This is a genomic window from Butyricimonas faecalis (assembly GCF_003991565.1).
GTDB lineage: Bacteria > Bacteroidota > Bacteroidia > Bacteroidales > Marinifilaceae > Butyricimonas > Butyricimonas faecalis.
In genome coordinates, this window is sequence record NZ_CP032819.1 from 1,639,900 (window position 1) to 1,654,718 (window position 14,819).

The window sequence follows — 14,819 nt, forward strand, 5'->3', positions numbered from 1 at the left end:
CTTGAATCTATGAGTTATAAAATGCATATCCTCGTTTGTGGTGGAACGGGATGTAGAGCATCTGCCAGTCATCAGATTATTACCCGGCTGGAAGAATGTCTAAAAGAGAGGAACCTGGAGGACGAAGTTCAGGTCATCGCAACCGGTTGTTTCGGTTTCTGCGAGAAAGGACCGATCGTGAAAGTCATGCCCGACAACACTTTCTACGTACAGGTGAAACCGGACGATGCCGAGGAAATTGTAAACGAACATGTTATCAAAGGACGTAAAGTCGAAAGATTATTATATAAAGACCCGGAGAAGAAAGAAGCGGTGAGCGACTCGAAACACATGGGGTTCTACAAGAAGCAATTGCGTATCGCTTTGCGTAACTGCGGATTCATTGACCCGGAAAATATTGAAGAATATATCGCCCGCGAAGGATATTCCGCACTAGCGAAATGTATCACCGAGATGAAACCGGAGGAAGTGATCAACGAGATCAAATTATCCGGACTTCGGGGTCGTGGAGGCGGTGGTTTCCCGACCGGCTTGAAGTGGGAATTCGCCAGCAAATATCAAGCGGATCAGAAATACGTGGTGTGTAATGCCGACGAGGGTGACCCGGGGGCATTCATGGACCGTTCGATCATGGAGGGTGACCCGCACTCGGTGATTGAAGCCATGGCCATTTGCGGGTACAGTATCGGGGCCACCAAAGGATTGGTTTATATCCGCGCCGAATACCCGCTTGCCATTCAACGCCTGAAAACAGCCATCCACCAAGCCGAAGAATTCGGTTTACTGGGTGAGAATATCTTTGGTACCGATTTCTCGTTCACCATCGAATTGCGTTACGGGGCAGGCGCCTTCGTTTGCGGCGAGGAAACAGCGTTGATCCACTCCATGGAAGGACACCGCGGGGAGCCCACGATAAAACCGCCCTTCCCGGCAGAATCGGGTTACCTGAATCGCCCGACCAACGTGAATAACGTGGAAACTTTAGCCAATATCCCGGCCATTATTATCAAGGGAGCCAACTGGTTCAACAAAATCGGGACGGAACGTTCCAAGGGAACCAAGGTTTTCGCCCTTGCCGGAAAAATCAATAACGTGGGACTGATCGAGGTGCCCATGGGAACTACCCTTCGTGAAGTGATTTACGAGATTGGCGGCGGTATCAAAAACGGTAAGAAATTTAAAGCGGTACAAACCGGAGGACCTTCCGGCGGTTGTTTGACCGAGAAGCATTTGGATGTACCGATCGATTTCGACAACCTGTTGGCCTCCGGTTCCATGATGGGTTCCGGGGGTATGATCGTGATGGACGAGGATGATTGCATGGTATCCGTGGCCAAATTCTATCTCGAATTCACGGTGGAAGAATCGTGCGGTAAATGTACACCTTGCCGTATCGGTAACAAACGCCTGCACGAAATCTTGGACAAGATCACGCAGGGTAAAGGGACGATGGAAGACCTGGAAACGTTGAAAAACCTCAGCCGCGTGATCAAAGACACGGCTTTGTGTGGTTTGGGCCAAACCTCCCCGAACCCGGTGCTGTCGACCATAGATAACTTCCATGACGAATATCTCGCCCACATCAAAGACAAGAAATGTCCGGCAGGACAATGTAAGGCATTGCTGATGTTCCACATTGACCCGGAACTTTGTATCGGATGCGGACTCTGTGCCCGTAATTGTCCGGTAGATGCCATCGTGGGGGAACGCAAAGAACCGCATTTTATCAACACGGCCAAATGTATCAAGTGTGGCGCGTGTATGGAAAAATGTAAGTTCAAAGCGGTAAGTACGAGATAAGTTAGAATGTAGAATTTAAAATTTAGAATTGCTTCGGCAGTTGAGGAAGTTTATACTATGAATGAAAATATAACACTCAAAATAGATAACCGGGAAATCAGTGTTCCCAAGGGGACCACGATTCTCGAAGCAGCCCGGGAACTGGGTATCGATATACCCACGCTTTGCTACATGAACCTGAAGGATTTGTGCATCAAAAATGCCCCGGCATCTTGTCGTATTTGCGTGGTTGAAGTGGACGGCAGGAAAAACCTTGCCCCCTCTTGCGCCACCCGCTGCGAGAATGGCATGAACGTACACACGAACACGATCCGGGTGCTGAATGCCCGCAAAACGGTGCTGGAACTCATGTTGTCCGACCACCCGTCAGACTGTCTGGTGTGTGCCAAATCGGGTAATTGCGAATTGCAATCCGTGGCCATTAAACTGGGGATACGGGAGTTGCCTTTCGAGGGAGAGAAGACCGAGTTCCGGGTTGACCTGTCCCCTTCCATCCGCCGGGATGCCACGAAGTGTATTTATTGCCGTCGTTGCGAGATGATGTGTAATGACGTGCAGACCGTGGGCGCACTGGGTGCCGTTAACCGGGGATTCAGTTCTGTCGTGATGCCCGCGTTCGACCAGTCATTGCAGGATTCCGAATGTACTTTTTGCGGGCAGTGCGTTGCCGTATGTCCCGTGGGTGCCTTGACGGAACTGGATCACACGAACCGTTTGATCAAAGATTTAGCCGATCCCGACAAGACCGTGATCGTGCAAACCGCCCCGGCCGTTCGTGCCGCCCTGGGTGAAGAGTTCGCTCTTCCGGCAGGAACTTCCGTTACCGGAAAGATGGTGGCCGCTTTGCGCAAACTGGGCTTTGCCAAGGTGTTCGACACCGACTTCGCGGCCGACTTGACCATCATGGAGGAAGGTACCGAATTACTGGGTCGCCTGGGAGCCTTCCTAAACGGCGATAAATCGGTGAAATTACCGATCATTACCTCGTGCTGCCCGGGTTGGGTGAATTTCTTCGAGAAGCAATTCCCGGATTTACTGGATATGCCTTCGAGCGCCCGTTCCCCGCAACAGATGTTCGGGTCGATTGCCAAGACCTACTGGGCCGAGAAAATGGGTATCAAACGCGAGAACCTCATCGTGGTATCCGTGATGCCTTGTCTGGCGAAAAAGTTCGAGTGCGAGAGAGACGAATTCAAGACAAACGGGGACCCGGATGTCAATTACTCCATCTCTACCCGCGAGTTGGCCGCGTTGATCAAGCAGACCAACATTAATTTCATGCAGTTGGAAGACGAAGATTTCGACGCGCCGTTGGGAGAATCCACGGGTGCTGCCGTCATCTTCGGGGCTACCGGAGGCGTGATGGAAGCCGCCTTGCGTACGGCTTACGAAATCCACACGGGGAAAACGCTGGATAACGTGGACTTTGAAGGTGTCAGAGGCATCGAGAATTTGAAAGAAGCCACGATAGACGTCGATGGATTTGAATTGAAAGTAGCCGTGGCCCATGGTTTAGGAAATGCCCGCAAGCTGATGAACGAGATCAGAGCCGGCAAGTCCCAATACCACGCCATCGAGATCATGGCCTGCCCCGGTGGGTGTATCGGTGGTGGAGGTCAGCCGTTGCATCATGGAGATTCTTCTTTGTTGAGAGCGCGTACACAGGCGCTTTACACGGAAGACAACGAAAAATCGCTCCGGAAGTCCCACCAGAACCCGTACATCATTTCGCTGTACGAGGAGTTCTTGGGCAAACCCATGAGCGAAAAGGCACATCACTTGTTGCACACGTGCTACTTTAACAGAGGAAAAGAGATTATTGAACAATAATATTCGAAGCTATCATTATGACACAAATAACATTAGCGAAGTGCAAAGTTGACCAACTGGTAAAACTGTGTGAAGAGTTCGGGAACCAACCGGGAGAGTTAATTAATATCTTGCACAAAGCACAAGGCCTGATCGGCTACCTGCCCAGAGAGGTACAGGAAGTGATCGCCCGTCAACTAAATATACCCGTATCGAAGGTGTACGGGGTGGTAACCTTTTATTCTTTCTTCTCGATGACCCCGAAAGGGGAACACCCGATCTCCGTGTGCATGGGGACTGCCTGCTACGTTCGGGGGGCAGAGAAGGTACTGGATGAATTCAAACGGATTCTAAAAGTAAATGTCGGAGAGACTACCCCGGACGGGAAGTTTTCTTTAACCAGCTTACGGTGCGTGGGTGCCTGCGGGCTTGCCCCGGTTGTACTGATCGGTGAAAAAGTCTACGGGCGGGTTACTCCCGGGGAGGTGGAGAAAATTCTAAAGGAATTCGAGTAAGATGAAGGAGGGTGTCTAACAAGTCTGTTGTTTAACGACTATCTCCCCTAACCCCTCCTTACATAGGAGGGGAAACCACTTGGTAATCAACCCTCACCCCGTGTAAGGGGGAGTTGGAGGGGGTAGTTTGTTGATACAGAAATTATAATTGATTTTATCCCCGACGAAATCACTTTAGCGGAATGGTGAAATTAAAATTAGAACCGACACCTTCCTCTGAGGTAAACCACAGCCTTCCGTGATTTTTGCTTACGAAGTCTTTACACAACAATAGGCCCAAGCCGGATCCTTCCTCGCTATCCGTACCGAAGGTCGTGAAGTGCGTGGCCTCGTTTAACAATTTTTCTTGATCTTCTTTCTTGATTCCACATCCGCTATCAGACACGGTGACAAGTACTTCTTTATCATTTCCGGCCTCTGTCCTGTTTTCATCCGCGACCTCTTGTACCCTCACGTGTACGACAACTGCGGTATCTTTATGACTAAATTTAATCGCGTTTGAAATTAGGTTGCGCACGACGGATTTAATCATCTCGATGTCAACGGTAACATGGACGGACTCGACCGCTGAATCCAATTTCAAGGAAATGGACTTGCTCCCGGCTATCGGCTTAAACACCTCGATAACGCCATTCACCAACCCGACCATGTCAATCGATTGCGGGACATTGGACAATTTACCCAACTGGCTCTTGGTCCACTTCAACAGATTATCCAATAACGAAAATACTTCTTCTGCCGTTTTATTGGTCATTTCCAACATCTCGAACACGTCTGCCGGAACTGTTTGCCGGTCAATACTCATCATGATCGTATTGCACAACATTTTGATCGAGGCCATCGGAGACCGTAAATCATGAGCGATCACGGAATAAAGCTTGTCCCTACCGGCAATCGTCTTTCTCAACTCTTCCGTCTGACGTAAAATAATTCGTCTGGCATCCACCAGAGAAAGTTGATGCTCCACCCGGATCAACAATTCTTCCCTACGAAAAGGTTTCGATATAAAATCATTTGCCCCGAGCTGGAACCCCTTCACGACACTCGCCGAGTCGTTCAACGCGGTCAAAAATATAATCGGAATTTCAGCTTGTTCCGGCTCCAGTTTCAAGTGTCCTGCCACTTCGAATCCATCCATGTCGGGCATCATAACGTCCAACAAGATCAAATCCGGATGTTCACTTTTCACTTTTTGCAAGGCCTCCGTCCCGTTCATCGCGATCACGATACCAAACCCTTCACGTCCAAGCAAAGCCTTTAACAGCAATACATTTGACTGAACATCATCTACCACTAATATTTTATATTCAGCAGGATTTATTTTCATACCCTCAATTTTTATAAATGCATTCCCAAATGTACAAACTATAATTTATTTTCTAGACATCTTTCAATAAATGTACAAAAAAATGAACTTTTCTCATATTTATACAAACAAAACAAATGCTACTTTGCAATAATATCATACCTTTGTACCATCAAAAAAGGTGATATATGAGTAAAAACATTCTGATAGTGGACGATAAACCTGAAATAGCGAAAGTTATCACCATCCAACTATCTAGAGACTACAACGTACATGCAGAAGGAAATCCGATTGAGGCACTCGCATGGATGTATGCCGGAAATATTCCCGATCTGATTATATCGGATGTAAACATGCCGGAAATGGACGGACGAACATTCCTCAAGCAGCTAAAAGCGAGTTCCACGTTCAATTTTATCCCCGTTATTATCTTGTCCAGCCTGGAGAGTAGTAACGATCGGATTGAATTGTTGGAAGCCGGAGCCTCGGACTTCGTGCTAAAACCTTTTAACCCGCAGGAGTTAAAGATCAGAGTCCGTAATTTATTGCGTTAAAGACATGTACACGTATTATATCGGGAAAAACACCGACTGGATAAATAGAATATCACATTATCTGGATTGTCAAGTGCTTACTTTCAACAACCCGATCAAGGCGATTTTGTACATCCACGAACAATCGAAGAAAGATGTATCGCCCGCCTATGTCTTTATCGAATCGTACAACAAAACAAGGAATTTACGATGGCTGGAGGCCATCAAGCAAAGCAATTTGAAAAACACGTATTTACTGCTGCTCTCAGAAAAGGTGTCAAAAGAAGACATTGCCACTTACCTTCTTTCCGGCGCCAGTGAGATCATCAATATCAACACGACCCCGGAAGATTTACAGACCGTATTGACTGTCCTGCCCCAAATAAGGCAGCATTCAACAACGAATACCCCCAATAATCCCCGAAGATTCAAGCTGCCTTGTTGGAAAAGGGCATTTGACATTCTCTTTTCCGGGACGGCCATCGTTTGCCTCTCCCCGCTTCTGATAGTAACAGCCGTGGCCATCCGGGTGGAAAGTAAAGGCCCCGTTATATATAAATCCAAACGGGTGGGGAGTAACTACGACATATTTGATTTCCTCAAGTTCCGTTCCATGTACATGGATGCAGACAAGCGCTTGAAAGAATTCGAGGCATTGAATCAATACCGGGAAGAAACGCAGGAACAACAGGATTACACGGAAATTCCCCCGGTATCCCATCAAACAGGCGAAACTCTTCTCGTGGCTGACGATTTTATCACAACAGAAAAACAATTATTAAAGAACAGACGGAAACAACAGCAAAATGCTTTCGTCAAGTTCGAGAACGATCCGCGAATCACCAAGGTAGGACGTATCATCCGTAAATATAGCATCGACGAACTTCCACAACTGGTTAATATACTGCAAGGAGATATGTCTATCGTCGGCAACCGTCCCCTTCCCTTGTACGAGGCGGAACTGCTGACCACGGACGAATACATCGAACGCTTTATGGCCCTGCCGGCCTCACCGGTTTGTGGCAAGTAGAAAAAAGAGGTGACCAAGGCGCCCTTTCCGCCGAAGAAAGAAAACAATTGGATATAAAATATGCCCGCAACTTTTCGTTCGGGAACGATATAAAAATTATTTGCAAAACATTCACGGCATTTGTGCAAAAAGAGAATGTGTGAAACAATATTTTAAAATATGGGTGCTAAATTCATTATTATAGCCTGTTTATTATACGCTAATTTCGTCTGTTCCGCTCAAAAAGCACAGACGAGGGATTCTATTCTTAATACCGAAAGATTTGTCCCACAAGCATTAACTACCAACGAATATATTAATTATCAATTACCTCCATTAGACTCGTTATTCGAAGGAGCCCAAAGAAATCCCCGGCTAAAAGCCATAGGCGCATCTATCGAAGCTGCCCGCAATGACTTGAAATCCACCCAACGAGATTGGCTGCAATACTTTTCCGTACGGGCCGGATACACGTATGGGATTCTCGGGACATACACCGATCAAGAAACCCAATATGTTCCTTTAACAACGGTTTACTCGGGATCGACACAAAATAGTTGGTCTATCGGTGCAAATATCAATATTCCTTTTAATAGACTGTTCAGCCATAGAGCAACGGTAAAAAAACAAAAAGAAATTGTCCGAAACGCGGAATACACGCAACAAGTCGAATTTGACGAGATTAAAAACGAAATCATCGAATTGTACTGCAATATTCAATACCAGTTGAAATTACTAAAACTAGCCACAGAATCCATCACCTTATACAATGCAGAATATCAAGTAGCGGAACTTGACTATATCAATAACAAAAACAATAACGACAGGTCATTAAGTGACTTAAAGCATTCGCAGAAAGTAGCAAAAATTGAATATGAGAAAATCATAAATGAATTAAATATCATGTTCTTAAAGCTTGAACTCATCAGTAATATTCATTTTAAGAACCCATAGTTATGAAATATATTACCTACTTTATCAAGTTCTTTTATCGCATTCGATTCTGGTTGATCATAGCACCGATCATCGTTGCTTCTCTCGTCTACTGGAAAACAAATAATACTCCTCGCGATTACACGACGACTTGCTCCATATATACCGGAATTATCACGGGAGTCAATATCTTATCCGAAAGCGGGGTGACCATGACTTCTTATACCCAAGGCAGTATGATGGATAACCTGTTAAACATTATCACGGCGGATCAAACTTTAAAACAAGTTTCATTGCGCCTATATGCCCGCATCATGGTATATGGTGATCCCCATAAAGACAACATATATACCCAAGCCAATAATTATAGGAATCTCTACAATCATGGAAGACCTATTCATCATTTGATAGACAAAAAATCTGATAATGACTCGATTAACGAGCAACGTACTTATGAAAATTTACTTGCTTACGAAACGAACGATCCGACAAATTATGTGTATGGAATATACCAATGGAATCTCCCCTATGTTAATCGGGAAGCGTTAAAAAAATACATGTCAAACGCCTCGATAATAGCGACGTACTTGAAGTTTCTTACACCACGAACGATCCCGGGATTGCCTACCAAACCGTGGTGATTTTGATTGATGAATTTAATAAACAATACCAAGAGTTACGCTTCGGGGAAACCAATAATGTCATCAAACATTTCCGCCATGAACTGGATAGCATTGGAAAAGAACTCAAGATTTCAGAAGATTCCCTTACCCAATATCGAGTAGAAAAACAGGTAATCAATTATGACGAAGAGACAAAGCAGGTGGCTGCTTTGAATCGGGATTACGAGTTACAATATTGGGAAACACGAAACAATTATAATTCAACAGACAGTTTAAAACGGGAACTCGAAAAAAGGATGCAGTTATACACGGAAATCATTCAAAACAATAATTCGTTTATCCTTTTAAATAGCAAAATCAGCGAGCTCAATGAAAAGCTAGCCATGGCAAAATACTACACGAATGATGTTGTTTCGAAAGCAACCATTGATTCTCTCCAGCGCGAATTAGATACAAATGAAACAGCCCTAGCTGAAGCCGTTCATAAAATAGGGTATTTGAAATACAGTAAAGAGGGAATTTCCAACGAGAGCGTTATCGCGGAATGGCTGCAACAAGTTATCGCTTATAAAAAGGCAGAAGCAGAATTAATCGTTTTAAATAAACGAAAGCTTCACATGGCTCAAAAATACATCCATTTTGCCCCTATCGGTTCGACCCTAACACGCAAGGAGCGTATGGTAAATATCAATGAAAGAAGGTATTTGGCGATACTTGATGCCTTGAATACAGCCTTATTAAAACAGAAGAGTATTCAAATGAATTCTGCCAGTCTGAAACTAATGAACGCCCCTTACTACCCCCTGGTTCCCTCTGCACTGAGCAAGCACAAATTATTGACAATCGGAGCTTACCTGGCCACACTGATATTCACTATCTTTTTCTTCTTGATTATCGAGATACTGGATCATACGTTACACAACCTCTTCAAGGCAGAGCAATTGACCGGATGTAAGGTACTGGGAGCTTTTACCCGGCAATTATCTTTTGCAGCCAGAAGATATAACAACGTGTACACCACGCTTTCCACCCAAAACTTGTGTAATTCCGCCACGACGTATTTCAAGCCCGATCAAAGTAATATTATAAATTTAATCAGTAACGAACCCGGAGAAGGGAAAAGTTATATTCTGGAGCAAATGACTCAACAATTCATGGAACGAGGATACGATGTAACACCATTATCCTGGCAAAATGAACCACAGACAAATGCTCAAGCTTTTATTCAATCCATGAACACGAGTGCCCCGGACGATTTGGAAAAGGACAACTTAAAAAACAAAATCGTTATCGTAGAGTATCCCTCGCTAAAAGAAGCCGCGTTAACAGCCAATATCTTACAACATGTCAGCCTGAATCTGCAAGTCGTAGATTCCAGACGTACGTGGAAAAATACAGACCAGCAACGATTCGGACGTACAAAAGAAATGTGTCATCAGACGCCGCTGTTTTTGGTGTTGAATTACACGAAACGGGACGCGGCGGAAGATATAAACGGTTTGATGCCACCTTACACGTTTCTACGCAAATTATTGTATAAACTCTCACAGTTAGGATTAACCGCGAACGACAAGACGACACGAATCTCTAAAGATAAACCGCCAAGTCATGTTTAAAAATGGCTCATCCTATATTACCACGGTCGCCTTTTTCATCGGTCTGGGCGCGATATACCTATTAACACTAAAAGGAGGAATTATCCCTGCCTTTCTTTTTGCTTGTTTACCGGCAATAGCCATTGTTACAGCTGCATGCTGTCAGAAACAGTACTACTTTTACGTTTTTTTTGTCATAAACTATGTCATCACCGGAATCGACCGATATATTCCATTGAAAATCGGGATGATTATGCTCGGTTTAACCTTGGGTATCGGATCTCTTCTTCTTTTAAAAAACATCTTCCAGGTGTACGAATGGAAACGTAGCTTTAATGTACTAACCGCTTTATGGGGTATATGGTTCTTGTATTGCTTATTTGAACTTTTCAACCCGCTAGCGGTGGCTGACGCCTGGTTTATCGCCATCAACGGATATGCTCTTTTCCCGTTGATAAGTGCCATAATCATTCCCGTCCTCTTTACTCGATTCAAACATTTTCATAGGCTATTAGTCCTGTGGGCCATTCTATCCGCGTTGGCAGCCTTAAAAGGATATTGGCAAAAAAGCCATGGATTTGATTCTGCCGAATTATATTGGCTATTCGTGGAAGACGGGGCAAGAACCCATATTATCCATTACGGGGTTCGCTACTTCTCCTTCCTGTCGGATGCAGCCAACTTCGGGATCACGATGGGCCTCTCCCTCGTTGTATTCGGGATCTCAGGTTTTTTCGTCAAAACACGCTGGATAAAATATCTATTCTGGTTTACAGCCCTCGTCTCCACCTACGGGTTACTAATCACCGGAACCCGTAGTGCCATTGCCGTTCCTTTAGTCGGGTTATGTGCATACGCCATATTATGCCGAAGCCTCAAGCATCTATTCATTGCCGGAGGCATATTAATCGTCATCATTCTATTTCTCACCCAAACCCATATCGGCAACAGCAGCTCCATTATTCGCAGAATGCGCTCCACCTTCAATAAAGAAGATGCCTCTTTCAAAGTCCGAGGGATCAACAAGGAAAAAATGATTCCTCTCATGAGAGACAAGCCTTTCGGTGTCGGACTGGGACTAAGCGGGGGACGCATGGAACGTTTCGCCATAAATAGTAAATTATCCGAATTACCCCCGGATTCTCTCCTCACGATGTATTGGTTGGAAACCGGAATCGTGGGATTATCTCTCTACCTTTCTTTGTTGGTACTCATCTTCATACGAGCCTCCTACATTGCCATGTTCATCATCAAGGACAAACGACTGAAGCATATTTTATTTTCCATTATAGCCGGATTGGCAGGTGTATTTGTCGCGGCCTATGCCAATGACATCACGACTTACCCGAACGGCATCCTCATTTGTATTCTATTTGTATTCTTATTCATTGCCCCCTATTACGATAAAGAATTAACACAGCATGAACCAACGGCCTGATATATCCATCATTACTATTAATTACAACGGTTTGGAAGAAACCTGTCAACTCATTGAATCACTACAACAACACCCGCAAGATTGTTCGTACGAGCTGATCGTGGTTGACAATGGTTCCATTCGGGACGAAGCGTTACTTCTTCGAAAAAAATATCCGGAAGTTCTCCTCATTCGCAGCGAACAAAATGTAGGTTTTTCGGGAGGGAACAATTTGGGGATTCAAGCCGCAACAGGGAAAAGTATTTTCCTGCTAAATAACGACACCTTGATCACGGCCAACGACCTAAAGTATCTACACGAACGGTTGTATAGTTCTCCGAATATAGGTGCCGTAAGTCCGAAAATCAAATTTGCTTTTCCTCCCCGGCACATACAATTCGCGGGATTCACACCTTTAAGTAAATACACGTTACGCAATCGGGCGATCGGGTATAACGAAGCGGATGAAGGACAATTCGACACACCGCAAGAAACGAATTGTTTGCATGGAGCCGCCATGATGGTAAAACGAGAAGTCATCGAACGGGTCGGGATCATGCCGGAAATCTACTTCCTCTATTATGAAGAAATGGACTGGTGTACACAAATATCAAGACAAGGGTATCAATTATGGTACGAACCTCGTTGCACCATATACCACAAAGAGAGCCGCAGTACCGGTAAGGATTCCCCGTTAAAAACATACTACCTCACCCGAAATCGCCTATTATACACTTGGCGCAACCGACAAGGAGGAATTCTCTATATATCTATACTATATCAGCTTTTAATGGCCAATCCTAAAAATATAGCGATACATCTACTACACGGCAGATCATTGCAGGCCAAGGCCATTTTCAACGGGTGTAGGGATTTTTTTCAATTAAAACATAAAAGAGAAAATATATGAATATTCAGGAAGCGTTATACCTATTCGAGTATGTCTGTTGGATCCTTGCAAGTGTTGCCGTTGCATATCCTCTCATTTATTCTCTTGCCTCCCTAGGAACAAGAAAATCATATTACCCGACAGCCCATAAACAGCACAAATTTGTCGTCCTGTTCCCCGCTTATAAAGAGGATCGGGTTATCATTCCGGTCGTGGAGTCTTTCCTGCAACAACACTACCCGCAAGAGTTGTATAACGTGGTTGTCATATCGGATCACATGCAGGATTCAACAAACAAACGGTTGGCTCAACTCCCGATCACACTACTCCGGGCGAACTATGAAAACAGTTCGAAAGCGAAAGCATTGAATTTCGCCATGGACCACTTCGGACGAGATGAATTTGATGCCGTTGTTATTCTGGATGCGGATAACGTTGTCGATTCAAACTTTTTGACAGAGATCAACAAAGTCTTTGACGCCGGAGTACAGGCTATCCAGGCACACCGGACGGCCAAGAATCGGAACACGGATATCGCCGTTCTGGACGGCCTGAGTGAAGAGGTCAATAACTCCATTTTCCGGCGCGGGCATGTAAGATTGGGGATATCTTCCGCCTTGATCGGTTCGGGAATGATATTCAACTACCCATGGTTTCATGACAACGTAAAACACCTCGTCACCACAGGGGAAGACAAGGAATTAGAAGTTTTATTGCTTAAACAGAGGATATTTATTGAATTTCTGGACGAAGTGTACGTGTATGACGAGAAGACACAAGGGGAGAAAGGATTTTACAACCAACGCCGTCGCTGGTTAGCTACCCAATTCGCTCAATGGGGGCGAGTCTTCAGGGATCTTCCCCGAGCCATTCTGTCCGGGAATATCGATTACAGCGATAAACTGATTCAATGGATGTTACCACCCCGTCTTATCCTATTCGGGGGAATCATCGTGATGGGATGTATCATGCAAATCATCGATTGGCCGCTTGCCTTGAAATGGTGGGCGTTATTTCTTATCATGGGAGTCACGTTGTGCCTCGCGATACCGAACAAACTGGTTGACGATCAATTCAAAAAATCAATCAACAAGCTCCCCTTGTTATTTGTCATGATGGTAGTCAATTTATTCCGGATGAAGGGAATGAACAAGAAGTTCGTGAACACGAAAAAAAACGGATCCTCAACGTTATAAAAATACCTCCATGAAAATAGCCATTGAAGCACAACGCATTTTTCGCACGAATAAACACGGGATGGATTTTGTTGCTCTCGAAACCATTCGAGAACTGCAAAAAATAGATCACACCCATGAATACTACATACTGGTTGCCCCGGGAGAGGATCATTGCCTGGAAGAATCTCCCAACTTCCATATCGTAGAAATAAAATGCCCGACCTATCCGCTATGGGAACAAGTAGCCTTACCACTAGCCATTCGCCACATAAAACCGGATATCGTGCATTGCACGAGTAACACGGCTCCATTATGCTGTCCGGCACAGCTTGTCCTCACGTTACATGACATTATATTTTTAGAGAAAAGAGTACACAATAACAGGTCCATGTACCAAAACATGGGGTGGTACTATCGTCGTTTTGTTGTCCCCCGGATACTAAAAAAATGCAAACAGATCATTACCGTGTCGCAATTCGAATGTCATCGGATTCAGGCAACATTGCATCTGCCGGAAGAACAAATTATTGCCATACACAATGGTTTCAGCGAACGTTTCCATCCGCTGGATTCGGTTTACGACATCACGAAAAAATACATCCCTGCCCAAGAATATTTATTTTTCTTGGGGAATACCGATCCTAAAAAAAATACGCCACGCACGTTAAAGGCGTACAGCGTATACGTACAACAATCTGCCCACCCGTTACCCCTGTTAATTGCTGATTTGAAAGAAGAAATTATCCATCAAATATTAAAACAGGAGGGCATCGAAAATATCAAAAACATGCTCTATTCTCCGGGCTATATCCCCCATTCTGATTTGCCCGCCATATACAATGGCGCCCGGACTTTCCTCTACACGTCCCTACGGGAAAGTTTTGGAATCCCTCTTTTGGAAGCCATGGCGTGTGGAACTCCGGTTATTACTTCCAACACCTCGGCCATCCCGGAAATTGCGGGAGACGGAGCGATATTAGTTGATCCACTAGACGCAAATGCCATCGCCCGAGAATTGCTCAAACTGGAAACAGATCTCTCCTACCGGAATCAACAAATTGCATACGGTTTGGAAAGAAGTAAACTATTCTCCTGGCAACACACGGCAGAACAATTACTGAAAATATATGAATCAATATACGATGAAAAGAACGTTATGAACGATTATCATATACAACCTCACTAGAATGGATTAAAGAAAGCAATGCATCC

12 protein-coding genes and 1 pseudogene are annotated in these 14,819 nt (G+C 44.7%); 12 read left to right on the forward strand and 1 reads right to left on the reverse strand.

The features are described from left to right. The first annotated feature begins 9 nt into the window (after positions 1 to 9). From D8S85_RS07400 to D8S85_RS07410, 3 genes are read left to right on the forward strand one after another with little or no spacing between them, the layout of a single operon-like run. Positions 10 to 1,800 carry an NADH-quinone oxidoreductase subunit NuoF gene (locus D8S85_RS07400; RefSeq protein WP_106480159.1) on the forward strand — a complete coding sequence of 597 codons (1,791 nt, stop codon included), beginning with the start codon at positions 10 to 12 and terminating at the stop codon, positions 1,798 to 1,800. Between the two features lie 57 nt (positions 1,801 to 1,857). Beyond that, the gene (locus D8S85_RS07405; RefSeq protein ID WP_106480160.1) at positions 1,858 to 3,630 is read left to right on the forward strand and encodes an NADH-dependent [FeFe] hydrogenase, group A6; all 1,773 of its coding nucleotides are present in this window, start codon (positions 1,858 to 1,860) and stop codon (positions 3,628 to 3,630) included. 17 nt (positions 3,631 to 3,647) lie between these two features. Continuing rightward, positions 3,648 to 4,124 carry an NADH-quinone oxidoreductase subunit NuoE family protein gene (locus D8S85_RS07410; protein WP_106480161.1) on the forward strand — a complete coding sequence of 159 codons (477 nt, stop codon included), beginning with the start codon at positions 3,648 to 3,650 and terminating at the stop codon, positions 4,122 to 4,124. A gap of 169 nt (positions 4,125 to 4,293) precedes the next feature. Here the strand turns inward: D8S85_RS07410 and D8S85_RS07415 are convergent, their stop codons facing one another. Then, on the reverse strand, positions 4,294 to 5,451 hold the full coding sequence (locus D8S85_RS07415; protein ID WP_127074926.1) for a hybrid sensor histidine kinase/response regulator: 1,158 nt from the start codon (positions 5,449 to 5,451) through the stop codon (positions 4,294 to 4,296). A gap of 167 nt (positions 5,452 to 5,618) precedes the next feature. Here D8S85_RS07415 and D8S85_RS07420 point away from each other — a divergent pair, with 167 nt between their 5' ends. From D8S85_RS07420 to D8S85_RS07465, 9 genes and pseudogenes are all read left to right on the forward strand, one after another. Beyond that, positions 5,619 to 5,984 carry a response regulator transcription factor gene (locus D8S85_RS07420; protein WP_106480163.1) on the forward strand — a complete coding sequence of 122 codons (366 nt, stop codon included), beginning with the start codon at positions 5,619 to 5,621 and terminating at the stop codon, positions 5,982 to 5,984. 4 nt (positions 5,985 to 5,988) lie between these two features. Beyond that, a pseudogene (locus tag D8S85_RS07425) lies at positions 5,989 to 7,136 on the forward strand (sugar transferase). A 16-nt stretch (positions 7,137 to 7,152) separates the two neighbouring features. Next, entirely contained in the window at positions 7,153 to 7,926 is a 774-nt protein-coding gene (locus D8S85_RS07435) for a TolC family protein (RefSeq protein WP_106480165.1), read from the forward strand. 2 nt (positions 7,927 to 7,928) lie between these two features. Further along, positions 7,929 to 8,546 carry a hypothetical protein gene (locus D8S85_RS07440; protein WP_127074928.1) on the forward strand — a complete coding sequence of 206 codons (618 nt, stop codon included), beginning with the start codon at positions 7,929 to 7,931 and terminating at the stop codon, positions 8,544 to 8,546. After that, positions 8,540 to 10,144 (forward strand): GumC domain-containing protein, encoded by a 1,605-nt coding sequence (locus tag D8S85_RS07445; protein ID WP_148114320.1) that lies wholly within the window; start codon positions 8,540 to 8,542, stop codon positions 10,142 to 10,144. Before D8S85_RS07440 ends, D8S85_RS07445 begins: the two co-directional genes overlap by 7 nt. Further along, complete coding sequence (locus D8S85_RS07450) at positions 10,137 to 11,561, forward strand: O-antigen ligase family protein (RefSeq protein ID WP_106480167.1); 1,425 nt, start codon at positions 10,137 to 10,139, stop codon at positions 11,559 to 11,561. The genes D8S85_RS07445 and D8S85_RS07450 overlap by 8 nt, the downstream gene beginning before the upstream one ends. Continuing rightward, entirely contained in the window at positions 11,545 to 12,450 is a 906-nt protein-coding gene (locus tag D8S85_RS07455; protein WP_106480168.1) for a glycosyltransferase family 2 protein, read from the forward strand. Before D8S85_RS07450 ends, D8S85_RS07455 begins: the two co-directional genes overlap by 17 nt. Beyond that, entirely contained in the window at positions 12,447 to 13,625 is a 1,179-nt protein-coding gene (locus tag D8S85_RS07460; RefSeq protein ID WP_106480169.1) for a glycosyltransferase, read from the forward strand. Before D8S85_RS07455 ends, D8S85_RS07460 begins: the two co-directional genes overlap by 4 nt. 10 nt (positions 13,626 to 13,635) lie before the next feature. Further along, the gene (locus D8S85_RS07465; RefSeq protein WP_106480170.1) at positions 13,636 to 14,793 is read left to right on the forward strand and encodes a glycosyltransferase family 4 protein; all 1,158 of its coding nucleotides are present in this window, start codon (positions 13,636 to 13,638) and stop codon (positions 14,791 to 14,793) included. Positions 14,794 to 14,819 lie beyond the last annotated feature (26 nt).